This is a genomic window from uncultured Veillonella sp. (assembly GCF_934190855.1).
GTDB lineage: Bacteria > Bacillota > Negativicutes > Veillonellales > Veillonellaceae > Veillonella.
Map to the genome: position 1 here is coordinate 1 of NZ_CAKPTN010000023.1, position 16,894 is coordinate 16,894.

Genomic DNA, 16,894 nt, shown 5'->3' on the forward strand with positions numbered 1-16,894 from the left:
AGACAAGGCAAAATGGAATGGTTATACCTTTGAAGTCATCGATATGGATAATACCCGTATCGATAAAATCCTTGTTACCTACGAAGAACCTATTGTAGAACAAGAAGAAGAAAAAAATTAAGATAGGTATATACAAAAAGAGTGAGTTCTCTAAGGAGGACTCACTTTTTTATTACAACCTAACAACCAGTGATTTTAAAATAAAAAGACAAACTTTCAAAATACAATAATAAATATATGAAATAATTATATAATTCTCTTATTTCCTACAACTTTCTACAAATACACTAGAATTATATATTTAAATATAGTATTATTAAATTGTATAAAATATATAATTAGACCTAATCTAGAAATAACATCTAATTTAAAACTAGTCATTATTCTAAAATAGGTCCATTAAAATATAAAGTCCTATGATCATTTCATTGTGTAGTTATGTGTCATAGGGCTTATGTGTGTAGTAAAAGGAGAGATTCTATGAATCAAAGAGTCATGGCAACCATAGGAGCCCTCTTAATCGGGACCTCTATCATAAGTGGTTGCGGATCAGAAAAGCCACCTGAGGATACTACTCTCAAGGTACGGACCATCACCATCGGTGAAGAGTCAGGCACTACGAGTGCTGGCTATGCAGGTACTATCCATAATAAAACGGAAACTAAACTAGCCTTTCAAATTGGTGGACGCGTTATCAACAAATTTGTAAATGTTGGTGATGTAGTGGAAGCAGGCCAAGTGATTGCTCAAATCAATGGTTCTGATACAGCGGCACAAATGCAAAATGCAGAAGGCGCTGTAAAAGCAGCTCAATCAGCTTATGAATTAGCGGAAACCAATGCTAGAAGGTACCGCGAGCTCTATGCACAACAAGCGATTAGTAAATTGCAATTAGACCAAGCGGAAAATCAATTAAATGCTACAGCTGCTCAATTACAACAGGCTCAAGCAAGCCTCAATTTGAGTAGCAATCAAAATAGCTACACTAGCTTAACGGCTCCAGATACGGGCATTATTACAGCTCTTACTCTTGAATCTGGCCAAGTTGTAGCGGCTGGTCAAAATGTAGGCACCTTAGCAGTTGGTCGTGATCCAGAAGCGGTCATCGCTTTACCTGAGCAGGAAATGAGCAAGATTCACGTTGGTAGCCCTGCTACGATTACCTTCTGGGCCTTACCAGATGTAAAAGTTCAAGGCGTTGTGCGTGAGATTTCACCAGTTCCAGATCCAGTAGCGAGAACGTATACAGTAAAAATTGCCTTGCAAAATGCACCTAGTGAAGTACAACTAGGTATGACAGTTAACGTAAATCTAACCACCACAGATACAAGCAATATCACCATTCCGTTAACGGCTCTTGTAAAAGACTCTAACGGCAACAATGCAGTCTACATCATCCGCGATAAAAAGGCACATCTCGTGCCAATCAAGACTGGTGATTTTGGTCAAAATTCTGTTATCGTCACATCTGGCTTAGCTAAGGGTGACATTGTCATCACTGCTGGTACCCAACAATTACAAGAAGGGACGGCGGTGAGTCAATGAAACAATTTAACTTAGCCGAATGGGCTTTAAAACACAAGTCCATTATCTACTACTTCATGGCTGTGCTCCTCACCTTTGGTATCTTCTCGTACACCCACATGGGACGTATGGAGGATCCAGACTTTACGATGCGCACCATGGTAGTCGGCGTTGCTTGGCCAGGGGCTTCCCCACAAGAAATGTCGGATCAGGTAACGGACAAACTAGAGGAAAAATTGCGCGATCTACCTGGCGTGGATTATACAAAATCTTTCACAGATGGTAGCAAATCGGTGATTTATATTAATCTGAAAGAAGATTTGCCATCTGAAAAAATTCGTCCCGCTTGGGAAGAAGCGCGAAATATGATTAACGACGAATGGAAGTCACTGCCCCAAGGTGTTCAAGGGCCTACCATCAACGATCGATTCGATGATGTATACGGTATTATCTACGCCATCAGCGGTGATGAATATTCGTACGAAGAAAAACGACAACAAGCTGAAGACTTAAAACGCCAGCTTTTATCTGTTCCAAATGTTAAGAAAATCAGCCTCATTGGGGTGCAACAACAAACCCTCAATGTAACGATTAACAAGGATAAACTCGCATCCTATCAAATCAGCACGCAACAGCTATTAACGGCCATTAAACAGCAAAGTATGATGGTTCCAGCTGGTATGATTACAACGGATACGAACAACGTATATCTCCGCGTTAACGGTCTATTCGATAGCCCTCAAGCGGTGAAAGATATGCCCATACGCATCAATAATCAAACGTTGCGCCTCGGCGACATGGCTGATGTAACCATGACCTATCAAGACCCTAGCAATCCGCAGTTCTACTACGAAGGCAAGCCAGCTGTTGGCATCGCCATCTCCATGGATGCAGGGGGCAATAATATTGAATTCGGCGAAGCCATCGATAAGAAGCTAGCTGAATTAAAGAAAACCATACCGGCCGGTCTTGAGCTCAACCAAGTTTCAAATCAGCCGCATATCGTTAAAGAATCCATCGGCGATTTCTCTCAATCCTTATTTGAAGCCATCGCTATCGTATTGCTCGTAAGCTTTGCATCTCTCGGCTTGCGAACTGGTATTGTAGTAGCCCTCACCATTCCAGTAGTTGTGTCTACGACGTTCATCTTGATGTATGAAAGCGGCATTTACTTGCACAAGGTTAGCCTTGGTGCCCTCATCTTGTCGTTAGGCCTACTCGTAGACGATGCCATCATCGTTGTAGAAATGATGAGCGTTAAGCTAGAAGAAGGTTGGGACCACTTTAAAGCAGCTACCTTTGCTTACGAATCGACAGCATTCCCTATGCTATCTGGTACACTCATTACTTGTGCAGGCTTCTTGCCGTTAGCACTAGCACAAGGCATGGTAGCAGAGTTTACTAAATCTCTATCCATCGTTGTATTTATGGCACTTATCCTATCTTGGTTTGCATCAGTTCTCGTCAGCCCTGTGCTTGGTTATAAAATCATCGAAAACAAGGCTCCAAAACCAGAGTCTGAATGGACAAAACGTGACCATATCATGCACAATCTCAGTGTTACATTCTATGATAAATTTGAAAGACTGTTGCATTGGGCTTTAGGACATCATAAGGTAGTATTACTCATCACCTTAGGTGCCTTTGTGTTGTCTCTACTTTCACTACCATTGATCAAACAGGAATTCTTCCCATCATCAACGCGTAATGAAATAGTAGTATCCATGCAATTCCCGCAAAGCTCGTCCATCGAGTACACCGCTAACCAAGCAAAACTCATCGACGAACATTTACAAGGGGATGAACGTATTGCTACTTTCACATCCTACATTGGACAAGGTTCACCGCGTTTCGTCCTCACCTTGGAACCAGAATTGCAGCGAAATAACTTCTTGCAGTACGTTATCGTTACAAAATCCTTAGAGGACCGCGATAAACTATATGCTGAATTGACTCCATATTTAAACGAGCAATTCCCATCTGCCCTTGTAAATACGCAATTCTTACAAATTGGTCCACCATCTAAATATCCAGTAATGCTCCGCGTTTCTGGCCCTGATCAAGAGGTGGTAAAAGACATTGCGAACCAAGTAAAAGACAAGATGCAAGGCGACAAAGACTTGCAAAACATCGCTTTTGACTGGCCAGATACAGAACCAGTAGCCAATATTCACATCGATCCTAACAAGGCTCGCCTACTCGGTATCGATAGCTACGCCGTATCCTTGCACTTGCAAAGTCTATTATCTGGTACTAAATCTGGTGAGTACTACGAAGGTAACCAAACCATTCCTGTAACCTTCCGTTTAGGTGGCAACGAGCAACATAACTTAAGTGCTCTCTCCTCCTTACCGATTCAAACAGGAAACGGTTCCTACGTACCACTTAGCCAAATTGCGACCATCACCATGACGCAAGAGGATGGTATTATTTGGCACCGCAACATGATGCCAACCATCAGTGTTCATGCTAACGTAAAAGATGGTGTCTTAGGTAATTCAAAAACGAAAGAGGTTTATAAATCCTTACAAGACATTCGCGACTCCTTGCCTACAGGCTACACCATTGAACTCGATGGTGCTGCTGAAAAGAGCGTTACAGCCGTTTCTAAACTGTTAACACCAATGCCGATTATGCTCTTTGCAATCATGACAATCCTCATGTTCCAATTGAAGCGTATTGCCCTCATGTTAATGGCTTTATTGACAGCTCCACTTGGACTCATCGGTGTCGTATTGGCGCTCAATATTACGAGAACACCACTAGGATTTATGGCGATTCTAGGTATTATCGCCCTCTCGGGTATGATCATCCGTAACTCCATTATCTTGTTAGACCAAATTGAAATTCACAAAGCAGAAGGCCAAGAACCTCGTGAAGCGATTATCAACTCCGCTACACTGCGTTTCCGCCCTATCATGCTCACCGCTATCGCAGCGATTTTAGGCATGATTCCTCTCATGGGATCTGTATTCTGGAGCCCACTTGCTATCGCCTTCAGCGGCGGCCTACTAGTGGCAACAGTACTAACACTTATCGTACTACCAGTTATGTACGCAAGCTGGTATAAAGTAAAATAAAATACTAAATAGTAAGATAAGATAAAAATAGCAAGATAATATAAAACATAATAAAAATCCTCCTAATTAAGTTTTTAGACTTTAATTAGGAGGATTTTTTTGTACAAACACATATAAAAAACAGCAGGGCGGCCACCCTGCTGTTTTTTAGTCACGAGAATACATTGTAACTTACTTATTTCCCTTAAGATTATATTAACAGTACTATCTGAATTAGTCTAACTTATTAAACTACAACAGCTGTACCATTACATGTAATCATGAGCATGCCGTTTTGAGCACCTACTGTGCTGTATTGGAAGGATACGCCAATAATAGCATTAGCACCCAATTTAGAAGCCCGTTGAGACATTTCATCAAGAGCTGCTTGGCGCGCACTCATCAAAGAATCTTCATAACTACCACTACGACCACCAACGATGTCGCGAATGCCAGACATAAAGTCTTTCACGAAGTTACGGCCTTCTACTACTTCACCAAATACGATACCTTTGTACTCTTGTACAGGTTTGTTTTCAATATGAAAAGTTGTTGTAATAATCATAATGCTCTCCTCATTATCTATCGAAGTCGCGGTCTAGGTTAACCTCTTTCAACGGCACAAGTTTAGTTTTGTTGATATATTTGTAACCTAAGTATACAGCGAAGAAGATTGGCAAGCCAATATACGCAACGGATACGCCGTACCAGTCGATTGTTTCGCCTGTGAAAGCAGAGTAGTTTTGACCAGCAATGATGATGACGCAAAGGATGAACGCCAAGATTGGACCAATTGGGAACAACCACGCTTTGTAAGGCAATTCACTAAGATCTCTACCTTGTGCAATGAAGGCACGACGGAAGCGATAGTGAGAAATGGCGATACCAACCCATGCGATGAAACCGCAAAGACCGGAAATATTAACAATCCAAGTATATGCAGTACCTTCGCCAATGAAGCTAGTAAGGAATGCAAATAAACCGATTGCTGTCGTTAAGATTAACGCTGGCACTGGAACGCCGCGGCTGTTAAGCTTAGCGAAGATTTGAGGTGCTTGACCTTCTTTAGCGAGTGCGTAGAGCATACGCGTAGAAGAATATAGACCAGAGTTACCAGCACTGAGTACTGCCGTTAAGATGATAGCATTGATGAAGTTAGCAGCAAAAGCAAAACCAAAGCGGTCAAATACGAGTGTAAATGGAGAAATAGAAACGTTCTCTACACTAGAATTCAACAGATTTGGATCAGTATACGGAATTAAGAAACCGATAACTGTGAAAGCACCGATATAGAACAATAGAATACGCCAGAAGATTGTATTAATCGCTTTTGGCACGTTCTTTTCAGGGTCTTCTGCTTCACCAGCAGCTACGCCGATAAGCTCAGTACCTTGGAAGGAGAAACCAGCTACCATAAAGATAGCGAGGATAGATTCCCAACCACCTACGAATGGCGCTTCCCCTATTGTCCAGTTCGTAAAGCCTGGAGATGTATCACCAATGCCAAAGATGAGCATGGATCCACAGAATAGGAATACGAATACAGTAATAACCTTGATGCTAGAGAACACATATTCACTTTCACCAAAGGAACGTGTGGATAAATAGTTCAAGCCAAATAGAATGAGCAAGAACAAAGCAGACCATACGATGGCAGGCACATCAGGGAACCAATATTTCATGATGAGAGCCCCTGCTAATACTTCAGCAGCCAAGGTAATAGCCCAGTTAAACCAGTAATTCCAACCTAAGGCAAAACCAAAGGCAGGGTCTACATAGCGTTTTGCATAAGTCCCGAAGGAACCAGGAATCGGCAAGTACGTAGCCATTTCCCCAAGAGAAGTCATGAGGAAGTACACCATGATACCAATGAGGCCATAAGCTACAAGCGCACCACCAGGGCCTGCAGTACTTACTACTTCACCACCGGCAACGAACAAGCCAGTACCGATAGCACCGCCAAGAGCGATCATATTCATATGACGCGCTTTCAGGGTACGTTTTAGATGTTGATCTTTGTTAGACGTAAACTCTACGTTATTATTTTGATTATCAGCCATGGTACACCTCTTACAAATCTAGATTACGCACATATTTTGCGTTATCTTCAATAAATTTACGACGAGGTTCTACCTTATCACCCATGAGAACTGTAAAGATTTTATCAGCTTCAATAGAATCTTCCAAACTAACTTGTAAAATCGTACGATTTTCAGGGTTCATAGTAGTTTCCCATAATTGTTCAGGGTTCATTTCACCTAAACCTTTGTAACGTTGGATAGTGATACCATCGCGGCCTACTTCATCAAGTTTAGCAGTTAATTCCGCATCAGAGTATACATACCAGTGGGACTTGCCCTTCTTAATTTGGTACAACGGTGGTTGAGCAATGTAAATATGGCCTTGTTCTACCAATGGTTTCATATAGCGGTAGAAGAATGTTAATAACAAGGTACGGATATGAGCGCCGTCAACGTCCGCATCTGTCATGATGATAATCTTGTTATAACGAGACTTAGTAATATCGAACTCTTCCCCAATACCAGTACCGAAAGCAGTAATCATGGAGCGAATTTCGTTATTAGCTAAAATCTTATCAAGGCGCGCTTTTTCTACGTTAAGGATCTTACCACGTAATGGCAAAATCGCTTGGTAACGACGGTCACGACCTTGTTTTGCAGAACCGCCCGCAGAATCACCTTCGACTAGATAAATTTCAGTCATAGATGTATCTTTTTCGGAGCAATCTGCCAATTTACCAGGAAGGCTAGATACTTCCAACGCATTTTTACGGCGAGTTAAGTCACGGGCTTTACGAGCAGCCTCACGAGCACGGCTTGCCATCGTTGCTTTTTCGATGATTTTCTTAGCATCTTGTGGATGTTCTTCGAAGAATGTTCTAAGGCCTTCAGATACGATAACGTCTGTAATACCTTTAACTTCGCTATTGCCAAGTTTAGTTTTTGTTTGGCCTTCGAACTGAGGTTCCAATACTTTTACAGAAACAACAGCTGTCAAACCTTCTCGTACGTCTTCACCAGAAAGGTTGGACTCATTTTCCTTGATCAAACCAGATTTACGTCCATAATCATTGAGGGTACGAGTCAAAGCAGCACGGAAACCAGATAGATGCGTACCACCGTCAACAGTGTTGATGTTATTTACGAAGGACAACAAGTTTTCGCTGTAGCTATCGTTATATTGCAAAGCTACGTCTACTACTACGTCGTCTTTTGTATTTTCAATGTTGATAACAGTAGGATTTACTACTTCTTTATTTTCGTTCAAGAATGTGATGAAAGAACTCAAACCACCTTCGTAGTGGAAGCTTTCAACACGAGGTTCCTCTAGGCGCAAATCGCTCAATGTAATGCGAAGGCCTTTGTTAAGGAATGCCAATTCTTGTAAACGCATTTTCAATGTATCAAAGTTGAATACTGTAGTTTCAAAGATCTCAGCATCAGGTTTGAAGATAACTGTAGTACCAGTACCTTCTGCTTTACCGATTTCGTGCAACTCGGAAGTCTTGTGACCACGAGCAAAGGAAATCTCTTGAATGATACCATTTTGAGCTACTTGAACCTTAGTCCATTCGCTCAACGCATTTACTACGGAAATACCTACGCCGTGAAGACCACCAGATACCTTGTAGCCGCCACCGCCGAATTTACCACCTGCATGCAATTTAGTTAATACTAACTCTACCGCAGACATACCGGATTCATGCATCCCTGTTGGAATACCACGGCCATCATCGACAACAGTAATGCTGTTATCTGGATTGATGGATACTTCGATATGTGTAGCGTAACCTGCAAGCGCTTCGTCTACAGAGTTATCTACCACTTCGTATACGAGGTGATGCAAACCGCGAGTAGATGTACTACCGATGTACATACCCGGGCGTTTACGCACCGCAACGAGACCCTCAAGAACCTGAATATTCTGAGCGCCATAATTTTGTTCAGGCATGAAACAAACTCCTCCTAACAATCTATCACACTGTACTCGATTGAAATGTAACAACACATGTACAGGATTAAACTTATCTCTTTATTATACTATAAAATTCATCAATTCGCCTCATTAAAGTCTTAATACTAATACCAGATCCATAAACGCACTCATCAGTGACCACATACGTCTTGATTTGCTCCTCTGGTACCATGGCGATATACTCTAGCGTTTCATAGTGATGAATAGGACTTTTATGGGACTTTCCGCCCTTTGCGTGCACCATAGTAATAATAGATTCGATAGGCACGGAAACAGTATCCCCAATATGAACGTACATAGGAATGCCCCCTCTACTTTTCTAATGTCCCATTAAGGGCATCAATTTTGCGCTGTTCTTCTTCAGCCAAGAACTTAGACCGATATTTATTACACAAATTAATAACATGTTGATCCGTCAACTCATCAGGCTTTTTGTGGGTGATGAGCATAGCCAGCATAAACATATGACGGCGATTGATAGATCCTTTGTAAATTTTATCTAAGTAAAAGTATATGCACTCCCGCATGGCTTCTGCAAAGTCTGGGAAGGTACATTTAATAAACTGCTGGCAATCGCTATATTTAAAGTACGGATATTTTCTAATGACCGCCTTAATGTCCTTAATATGAGCGCGATGCAATTCATATTCGCATGTGGGACAGATTTCTTTTTTAGATTGCATGTGCATGCCACATCGACCACAACGATGATATCCATGCTGCTCTAAATAGATTTCACGCTTTCGTGCTGTAATTTGTACTTTCCTGAAAGCTGCCTTCAATTCTTCATTGTCCGTTTGTTCCAAGGATTTATCGATGGCATCTACGTCTTCTTTTGAAAGCACGATATCTGCGAAATTAATACGTTTCGTAATAATTTGTTCATCAGGCAGTGAAATAGATGTGTCAGTATTAGCTTTCACATAGCTCTGACGTTTCATAATAAAGCGAATATCTTTGATGACATCTTGATGATAATACTTGTTGATGGCCTCGATAATACGCCTCTTTTGCATCTGTAATTCCTGCATCCACATGGAATTATCTGCACTGATAACCATGTCTGGCGGCTTGATAGACACAATTTTCGTATGATCCGCAATGACATCGCCCACTACATCACGCCACTTGTGAACGAGGGTATTTAATTTATATTGTTCCAGTAAATTCAGTTTTGATAAGGCCTTTGGTAAACAAAGATCAAGGCTGTCCATACTGAACCTTTCCCCCTTCACAAGAAATAAATTGAACAGATTTCAAATCTTTAAAATCGTGAATATCTGTAGTAGTAATAAATGTTTGAATACGTTTATGAATAAACTGCAATAAATTCGCTCGTCTCGACTCATCAAGTTCGCTCAATACATCATCTAATAACAGAACTGGATATTCCCCAACCTCGGACTTGATAAACTCAAGCTCGCTCAACTTTAAGGACAATACAGCAGTTCGTTGCTGCCCTTGGGATCCAAATTTCTTTAAATCCATCGCATCAGAGAAGAATCGTAAATCATCGCGGTGAGGACCTACGCTGGTGGTCATCCTATGACGATCCTGTGGCAATGCTGCTTTAATGCGCTCGTAAAAGCCTTCCTTTGTATATTCTAAGGATCCATTGTCCATATACGGCTGTTCATAACCGATAGTTAAATTCTCGAGACCACCAGTCAGTTTACGATTCATCAAATCGATAAGAAGATTAATTTTCTTCAAGCTCTCTAATCGTTTCTTTACGATAAAGCTCGCCATATCGGCTAGCTGCAAATCCCATTCTTCAAGAGGAATGTTTTGTTTACCTCTATATTCCTTAAGGACTGCATTTCGTTGCTGTAATAACCGATTATACTGCATCAACTGATGATAATAGGTAGCACTAGTCTGGGAGATTTCCATATCTAGGAAACGTCTACGTCCCGACGGTGTGCCCTTGATGATCTGTAAATCTTCAGGACAGAATATAACTGTATTTAATGTACCAATCAGTTCCTTTTGAGATATTTTAGTATCGTTTAAGCGAATATCCTTAGGGCCTTGGCGGAATAACTTAATATTTACCTTTTGAGGCGTATCCTTTTTCTCAAACTTAACGACAATGCCTGCTTCCTCAGCATTGAACATGAGCATATCCGATGTATCGTTGGTACGATGGCTTTTACCAATGGTACCAACATAAATGGATTCGAGGATATTCGTCTTACCAGCCCCATTAGTGCCGTGCAAAACGATAATCTCCGGATTAAACTGAATCTGTACATCCTTGTAATTACGAAACTGGAATAATTGCAGTGAGTCAATTCTCACCGATTATGCCTCCTCTTGAGTAATCACGAGATCTACATCGAGACCTTCACAAGAAATAACATCGCCAACACGGCATTTCTTGCGCTTTTCTGTGACAACCTGACCATTCAAAGTAAGAATACCTTCATCGATAAAGGATTTAATTTGACCACCTGTTTCGATGATACCTTCTAACTTCAACAACTGATCAATCTGAATGTACTCCGTATGAATGGGTACCTGCTGTTGCTCTTTCATAACGTCCTCCTATAGTGGACAATTTATAACTATATGGTAATTAGGTAACGATGACTTTTAATCATCATTACCTAATAAAAATATGTATATTAATTCAACAGAATATACAATATAGTAATATTTTTCTCAAAAATACGACTATATTTAAGATCACGCATTCGTACGAACTGGTGTTACTACGTATGTATAGTTCGGATTATTGTCTTGGCGAATGACAACAGGACCGTTTTGTTTTAAGAACAAGTGGATGTTGTCGCCTGTGCTGTGGCGCAAGATGTCGGAGATGTAGCGACCGTTGAAGGAAATTGTAAACGGTGTACCTTTAAATTCAACAGCTACGTCTTCTTTTGCCATACCGATTTCAGTATTTTGAGTAGACAATGTTACATTGCTTTCAGCCCAATCATAACGAATTACGTTATAGCTAATATCTTTTGCCAACAAGGATACGCGGTCAACGGCACCAGCGAATTCGCGGCGGTCGATAACTGCGCTAGAGTCGAATTGGGAAGGAATTACCTTTTCATATTCTGGATACGTGCCTTCGATCAAACGAGAAATGATATAAATAGATTCAAAGTTGAAAACGATTTGTGTGCGATTCCAAATGATGTTGATCATGGCTGGATTATCTGTTGGTAACAAACGAGATACTTCAGCTAACGTTTTTGTAGGAATAATAGCTCGCATTGGCGTAGTTGCTGGTTCATCGATGGTAATTTTCTTAACAGCCATGCGGTGTGTATCAGTAGCAACCATTGTTACTTCGTTTTCTTTGATTTCAAGAAGAGCACCTGTAAATACAGGACGATCTTCGTCAGTAGCAGCTGCGTAGTTTGTTAAATCGATGAGTTCTTTCATAGCAAAGCTATCGATGTTCACATGATCTTGGTCGTGAATTTGTTCCACCAAGGAGAAATCATCTGGATGCAATGTTACGAGATTGAATTCGGAAGATCCAGAAGTGATAGTTAAAGAATTACCGTCCTCTGGTTTGTAAAGTTCGATGGTATCGCCAGGCAATTTGCGAATTAATTCTTGGAAATAGCGGGAACCTACAACTAATGTGCCAGGTTCTTTAATATCGCCGTCGATTGTTAAACGAATACCGAGTTCAAAGTCGTTACCTTGCAATTCTACTTGACCATTTTTTGTTGTCATGTAGATAGCGCCTGGTAAGTTGGAGCTTGTTTTATTTTGAGATACCTTTTGCAATACGTTGATTGCTTTTTGGAGATTTGCTTTTGGGAATGTAATATGCATATGTTACTCCTTTATAATTTGTCTGTTTGTTATTAGTATTATTAGATTTGTAGATTGCTTTACATTATATATATTGTTTGTATGTACTATTTCCATATAATGCAGAAGCACTGATAACTACTTCTCTTGTTTGTAATATTCTATGTTTACTATCGTAGATGCTCTATAGATATTTTGCGATAGATCTGTTTCTACTGGTTTTTTGATTGTTTGTTAGTTTTAGTAGTAGTAATAGTAGGGGCCTGTTCATATGTGTAAAAGTGAATTGGCGCTACTAATTGTGCGATTTCTCGGTTGTGTATAACTATGTTGATAGTTTGTAACCACTTATCCACATACTCACAGCGGAGTGCGGTTTTTAGGATATCCACAAAGTTACGCACAATATATCCACAGAGTTATCCACAGGTTGTTAATTTCTGTTTAATTTCAGAAATTATGTTCTTAGTTTCTTCGTTTCGTTCAATTTCTTTCGTAATTTTATCGTACGCATGGAGAATTGTCGTATGGTCACGAGAGAAAGCAGCTGCGATTTGCGGATAACTTTCATTGATCATATCGCGGCATAGATACATGGCCACTTGCCGTGGGAATGCGAACTGTGCTTTACGCTTCTTGCCGAGCAAATCTTGCTTTTTAATATTGAAATAAGAACTTACAAAATTCTGAATACTTTCAATAGTTACCATGTTCACCTCTTCTGTGTGAACGAGGCCGGCCAAGGCTTGTTTAGTGTATTCTAGATCGATAGATTCAAGACGTTGATCGATGGATGCGGTACCGATTAATTTTGTGAAAGCCCCTTGCAACACGCGGACGTTTTCGCTGAATTGAAGCGCCACGTAGTTGATGGAGTCGTTATCAATGCGGATAACGCGGTTTTTCTTATATTCTCTTTCGAGTAAGGATCTAAAGATAGCGATGCGCGTTTCTAAATCTGGATTTTCCATTGTTGCAATGTAGCCAGCTTGGAAACGAGAACGGAGACGGTCTTCAAATTGCTCCATATCGTTTGGCATCGTATCGGACGTAAGGACGATTTGCTTATTGTTATTTAATAACTCATTGAACGTATTAAATAGCTCGGTTTTCGTACTTTCACGACTTTCAAGGAACTGAATATCATCAATCATGAGTACGTCAATATTGCGGAATGTGTTGCGGAACAATTTACCTTGGTTACGTTGCAATGTTTCGACGAAAATGTTCATAAAGTTTTCGCTCGTAATGGACATAACCTTCATGTGTGGATGATTTTCCTTGATAGCATTGCCAATGGCGTGCATCAAATGCGTTTTACCGAGGCCTGAAGGACCATAAATAAAGAGCGGATTATAGTCGCCACCTGGGAACTCAGCTACATTTTGAGCCGCCCCAAATGGAATGCGGTTCGCGTTGCCTGTTACGTAGTTGTCAAAGCGATACGCTGGGTTTAGATTAGATAAGGATAAATCTACAGGTACATTATCAGACTGTAATGTAGGTGTTGTAGTTTCAACGGTTTTACTAGGCGCTACCATTGGCTCATCTGGAATATCCACAGGTGCTGGAGCGCGATCGATGTAGACAGGCTCTTGATAAACGGGTTTATAGAATTCATCTTGATGCGATTTTTCCTCTACTACTGGAGGTAATGGCATCGGTGGAGCCACTACAGGTGCATCATCGATGAGACTTTCATCAACAAAGGTAGTATCTACACTCTCTTGATTGAAATCGAATAACACCATATCACGATGAGAACCTATAACCGTAGTAATAGCATCCTGCAAAGCCTTGCTAATCTGCGGTTGCTGATCGATTAAGTTTTTAACAAATGTTTGCATGACCCCAATATGGATCGAATGACTGTCGAGAGACATGGGAATCAACGATGCGGTGACGCGCAAGTACAACGCGTCAGGCAAATGTTGCATGTTCTTTTTCGCCTCTTGCAATATATGCTCCCATATATTATTCAAATCAAATGACTGCATGACGTGCCTCTTGTGTATAACTATTGCGATAAATGTGTATAACTTTAGGAATAATGTGTATAACTATTGTAAAAGCTGTGGAAAACCATATTATTCTTGTGAATAACCTGTGCACAACCTGTGAATAAGTGAAAATAAAATTCTCTTCCAACCAGATAATAACTGACTTTATAGATTACACAGGTTAAAAGAGAAAAAATGTGGATAACCTTAAAAGTTATCCATCAAAAACTTATAAAAATATATACTTTTTCCTAATTTCAGTTATGATTGTACCAAAAAATCACTAGTTTGTCATTTATTCTGTGGATAACTTTTGATTATCTGAAGGAGAAGTGTTAATAACTCAGCAACTACCTCATCTCTTGTTCATCAATTACTTTTGGGGGAGGAATGAATGGAATTACAATTTGTATATGAACTATTTTTAACTAAGTAACGATAATCTATAAATCTAATTTTTATCCACTTATATTTATCTTTGTTTCTAGATTACTTTTAGGAAGGAATTGATACTAATTTTCTCGCTCCATTCTGACGCAAGTCGCTTAAAAATTAGTATCAATCCCCTTTCTAACAAAGATAGATAACCTTGTTAATAAATAATAACTGTGGAAAAGTAATCTAGAAACTATCTAATCATCGTTACTAAACCATAAAATCCTGTTCATAAAACAAATTGTAATTCCATATGGCGTAAAGGGAGAAATCCACATCTATTCCGCCCCTCTTTCAAATAGAGATCAAAACGTAAATTTGCCCAAATATAAAAGATTAGAGTTGTGAGTTCTTGTGTTGTTGATAATTGATGTTACGTTTACATCGTGTAGTGGTGTGTAAGGTTGAATTAGGGTTTTCTAAGGGAGTGAATATAGGGTCCTTTTGAGCGACTTTACGTGTCGTATGGAGCGATGAAGGAGCCCTATATTCCTCCCTCTGGAAACGTAACATCAATTACTGGATGAAATGTGTGATAGAATTATATTAGAAATACAAGAACTCACAAGCAGAATGCCTTTATTATATTGACAAATTTACGTTTTAACTCTATAATTACCCTGTTATGGTATAAGTAAAACAATACAAAATGACGAGGAGGTGTTTTACTAATGAAACGTACTTACCAACCAAATACTCTTTGGAGAAAACGTACCCATGGTTTCCGTGAACGCATGAAAACTATCGGTGGCCGTCTCGTTTTAAAAAGAAGACGTGCAAAAGGCAGAAAACGCTTATCTGCATAATATAATAGCTGTTAGGCAGGAGAAAAAACTTGGCGCTGCTGCCAAGTTTTTCTATTCTTAGGACTTAAGGACAATGCATATGGATTATTGCCTCGATAAAGCAAGACGACTGACGCACAATAATGAATATCGCCTTGTGTATAAGCACGGTAAATACGAAGTAGGCCGTATGTGTGTATTGTATCGTATGCCCGTGGCGAAGCAACCGACTCGCATTGGTTTTGTAACAGGCAAAAAGGTTGGTTGTGCAGTGGAGCGCAACCGAGCTAGACGCCTTATGAAAGAGGTGTATCGCCTCAATCAACATTCCATTCGTGAAGGGTATCATATCGTAATTGTTGGACGTGGCCCTCTGAAAAACGCTACCTACGAAAAAGCGGAAAAGGAGATTTTGTATCTCTTGCGAAAAAGCAAATTATTGGTACAAAATGATAAATAGGACCACAAGTTAGAAGGCTTTGGTCCTTTTTTGTGTATATGGAGGTTTCCATGAAACGCTGTATAACCGCGCTTTTACGACTTTTAATTAGGTTCTATCAGCTTGCCATATCTCCCTTAAAACCTGGATGTTGCCGTTATTATCCGACATGTTCCACATATACTCTACAGGCCATCGAAAAATATGGTCCTTTGAAAGGTAGCTGGATGGGTTTAAAACGCATTCTTCGCTGTCATCCTTTTCATAAGGGTGGCTACGATCCAGTTCCCTAATCCATTTGGGATTAGGCTGGTTATGTGTTTTGTGAAAGTAGCTTTCACCATTATCATCGAGCACAGATTTGGAAATACCTAAGCATCTGTATGGATGAAATTTAGACCATACCATAACGATATATAGATGCGCAAAGGACAATTTCGGACTGTATGAAAAAGGAGAAACAATGGAATTTTTAAGTAGTGTATTCCAACCTATCGTAAATTTAATGAGTTCTTTGGTAACTTATGCGTTCCAATTAACTCAAATGGTAGGTTATCCAAGCTACGGTGTAGCTATTATCCTTTTAACAATCTTCATTAAAGCGATTTTAGCACCACTTACTGTTAAACAAATTAAATCCATGAAGGCTATGCAAGAGTTACAGCCTCGCATGCAAGAGTTGCAGAACAAATACAAAAACGATCCTGCAAGATTGCAAGCGGAAATGGGTGCATTGTACAAAGAAATGGGCGTTAACCCACTAGCTGGCTGCTTGCCTCTATTGGTGCAAATGCCATTCTTGATCGCTATCTTCTACGCTTTACAAGGCTATCCATACGATCAAAACTATGTACAATTCTTATGGCTCCCTAGCCT

15 protein-coding genes are annotated in these 16,894 nt (G+C 40.1%); 6 read left to right on the forward strand and 9 right to left on the reverse strand.

Translation table 11 applies throughout. From position 1 onward, the window contains the following. Positions 1 to 480: 480 nt before the first annotated feature. Both Q0F90_RS02615 and Q0F90_RS02620 read left to right on the forward strand, forming a co-directional pair. Positions 481 to 1,545, forward strand: coding sequence for an efflux RND transporter periplasmic adaptor subunit (locus Q0F90_RS02615; RefSeq protein WP_296003083.1), 1,065 nt, complete (start codon positions 481 to 483; stop codon positions 1,543 to 1,545). Continuing rightward, positions 1,542 to 4,604: an efflux RND transporter permease subunit gene (locus Q0F90_RS02620; RefSeq protein ID WP_296003085.1), complete on the forward strand. Its 3,063-nt coding sequence runs from the start codon at positions 1,542 to 1,544 to the stop codon at positions 4,602 to 4,604. Before Q0F90_RS02615 ends, Q0F90_RS02620 begins: the two co-directional genes overlap by 4 nt. A gap of 226 nt (positions 4,605 to 4,830) precedes the next feature. Here the strand turns inward: Q0F90_RS02620 and Q0F90_RS02625 are convergent, their stop codons facing one another. The 9 genes from Q0F90_RS02625 to dnaA all read right to left on the reverse strand — a co-directional run bounded on the left by Q0F90_RS02625 (position 4,831) and on the right by dnaA (position 14,356). Continuing rightward, entirely contained in the window at positions 4,831 to 5,148 is a 318-nt protein-coding gene (locus tag Q0F90_RS02625) for a YbjQ family protein (protein ID WP_009351557.1), read from the reverse strand. A gap of 13 nt (positions 5,149 to 5,161) precedes the next feature. Next, a complete protein-coding gene (locus Q0F90_RS02630) occupies positions 5,162 to 6,643 on the reverse strand; it encodes an amino acid permease (protein ID WP_296003088.1) in 1,482 nt (493 codons plus the stop codon). A 10-nt stretch (positions 6,644 to 6,653) separates the two neighbouring features. Then, positions 6,654 to 8,555, reverse strand: coding sequence for a DNA topoisomerase (ATP-hydrolyzing) subunit B (gyrB, locus tag Q0F90_RS02635; protein ID WP_296003090.1), 1,902 nt, complete (start codon positions 8,553 to 8,555; stop codon positions 6,654 to 6,656). Between the two features lie 73 nt (positions 8,556 to 8,628). Next, complete coding sequence (locus tag Q0F90_RS02640) at positions 8,629 to 8,877, reverse strand: DUF370 domain-containing protein (RefSeq protein WP_296003092.1); 249 nt, start codon at positions 8,875 to 8,877, stop codon at positions 8,629 to 8,631. 13 nt (positions 8,878 to 8,890) lie between these two features. Beyond that, entirely contained in the window at positions 8,891 to 9,793 is a 903-nt protein-coding gene (locus tag Q0F90_RS02645) for a DUF721 domain-containing protein (protein WP_296003094.1), read from the reverse strand. Continuing rightward, the gene (gene recF, locus Q0F90_RS02650; RefSeq protein WP_296003097.1) at positions 9,780 to 10,880 is read right to left on the reverse strand and encodes a DNA replication/repair protein RecF; all 1,101 of its coding nucleotides are present in this window, start codon (positions 10,878 to 10,880) and stop codon (positions 9,780 to 9,782) included. Before recF ends, Q0F90_RS02645 begins: the two co-directional genes overlap by 14 nt. A gap of 3 nt (positions 10,881 to 10,883) precedes the next feature. After that, complete coding sequence (locus Q0F90_RS02655; RefSeq protein WP_004692943.1) at positions 10,884 to 11,117, reverse strand: RNA-binding S4 domain-containing protein; 234 nt, start codon at positions 11,115 to 11,117, stop codon at positions 10,884 to 10,886. 150 nt (positions 11,118 to 11,267) lie between these two features. Further along, entirely contained in the window at positions 11,268 to 12,380 is a 1,113-nt protein-coding gene (gene dnaN, locus Q0F90_RS02660) for a DNA polymerase III subunit beta (RefSeq protein WP_054747902.1), read from the reverse strand. Between the two features lie 398 nt (positions 12,381 to 12,778). After that, complete coding sequence (gene dnaA / locus Q0F90_RS02665; protein ID WP_296003099.1) at positions 12,779 to 14,356, reverse strand: chromosomal replication initiator protein DnaA; 1,578 nt, start codon at positions 14,354 to 14,356, stop codon at positions 12,779 to 12,781. Positions 14,357 to 15,465: 1,109 nt separating this feature from the next. Between dnaA and rpmH the strand changes: the two genes are divergently transcribed. The 4 genes from rpmH to Q0F90_RS02685 all read left to right on the forward strand — a co-directional run. Further along, complete coding sequence (gene rpmH / locus Q0F90_RS02670; RefSeq protein WP_004692946.1) at positions 15,466 to 15,600, forward strand: 50S ribosomal protein L34; 135 nt, start codon at positions 15,466 to 15,468, stop codon at positions 15,598 to 15,600. Positions 15,601 to 15,679: 79 nt separating this feature from the next. Beyond that, the gene (rnpA, locus tag Q0F90_RS02675) at positions 15,680 to 16,039 is read left to right on the forward strand and encodes a ribonuclease P protein component (protein ID WP_265138171.1); all 360 of its coding nucleotides are present in this window, start codon (positions 15,680 to 15,682) and stop codon (positions 16,037 to 16,039) included. A gap of 50 nt (positions 16,040 to 16,089) precedes the next feature. Continuing rightward, positions 16,090 to 16,311 (forward strand): membrane protein insertion efficiency factor YidD, encoded by a 222-nt coding sequence (yidD, locus tag Q0F90_RS02680; RefSeq protein ID WP_071585418.1) that lies wholly within the window; start codon positions 16,090 to 16,092, stop codon positions 16,309 to 16,311. 170 nt (positions 16,312 to 16,481) lie between these two features. Then, positions 16,482 to 16,894, forward strand: a 413-nt coding sequence (locus Q0F90_RS02685; RefSeq protein ID WP_296003102.1) for a YidC/Oxa1 family membrane protein insertase, incomplete at its 3' end; no start/stop codon positions are given.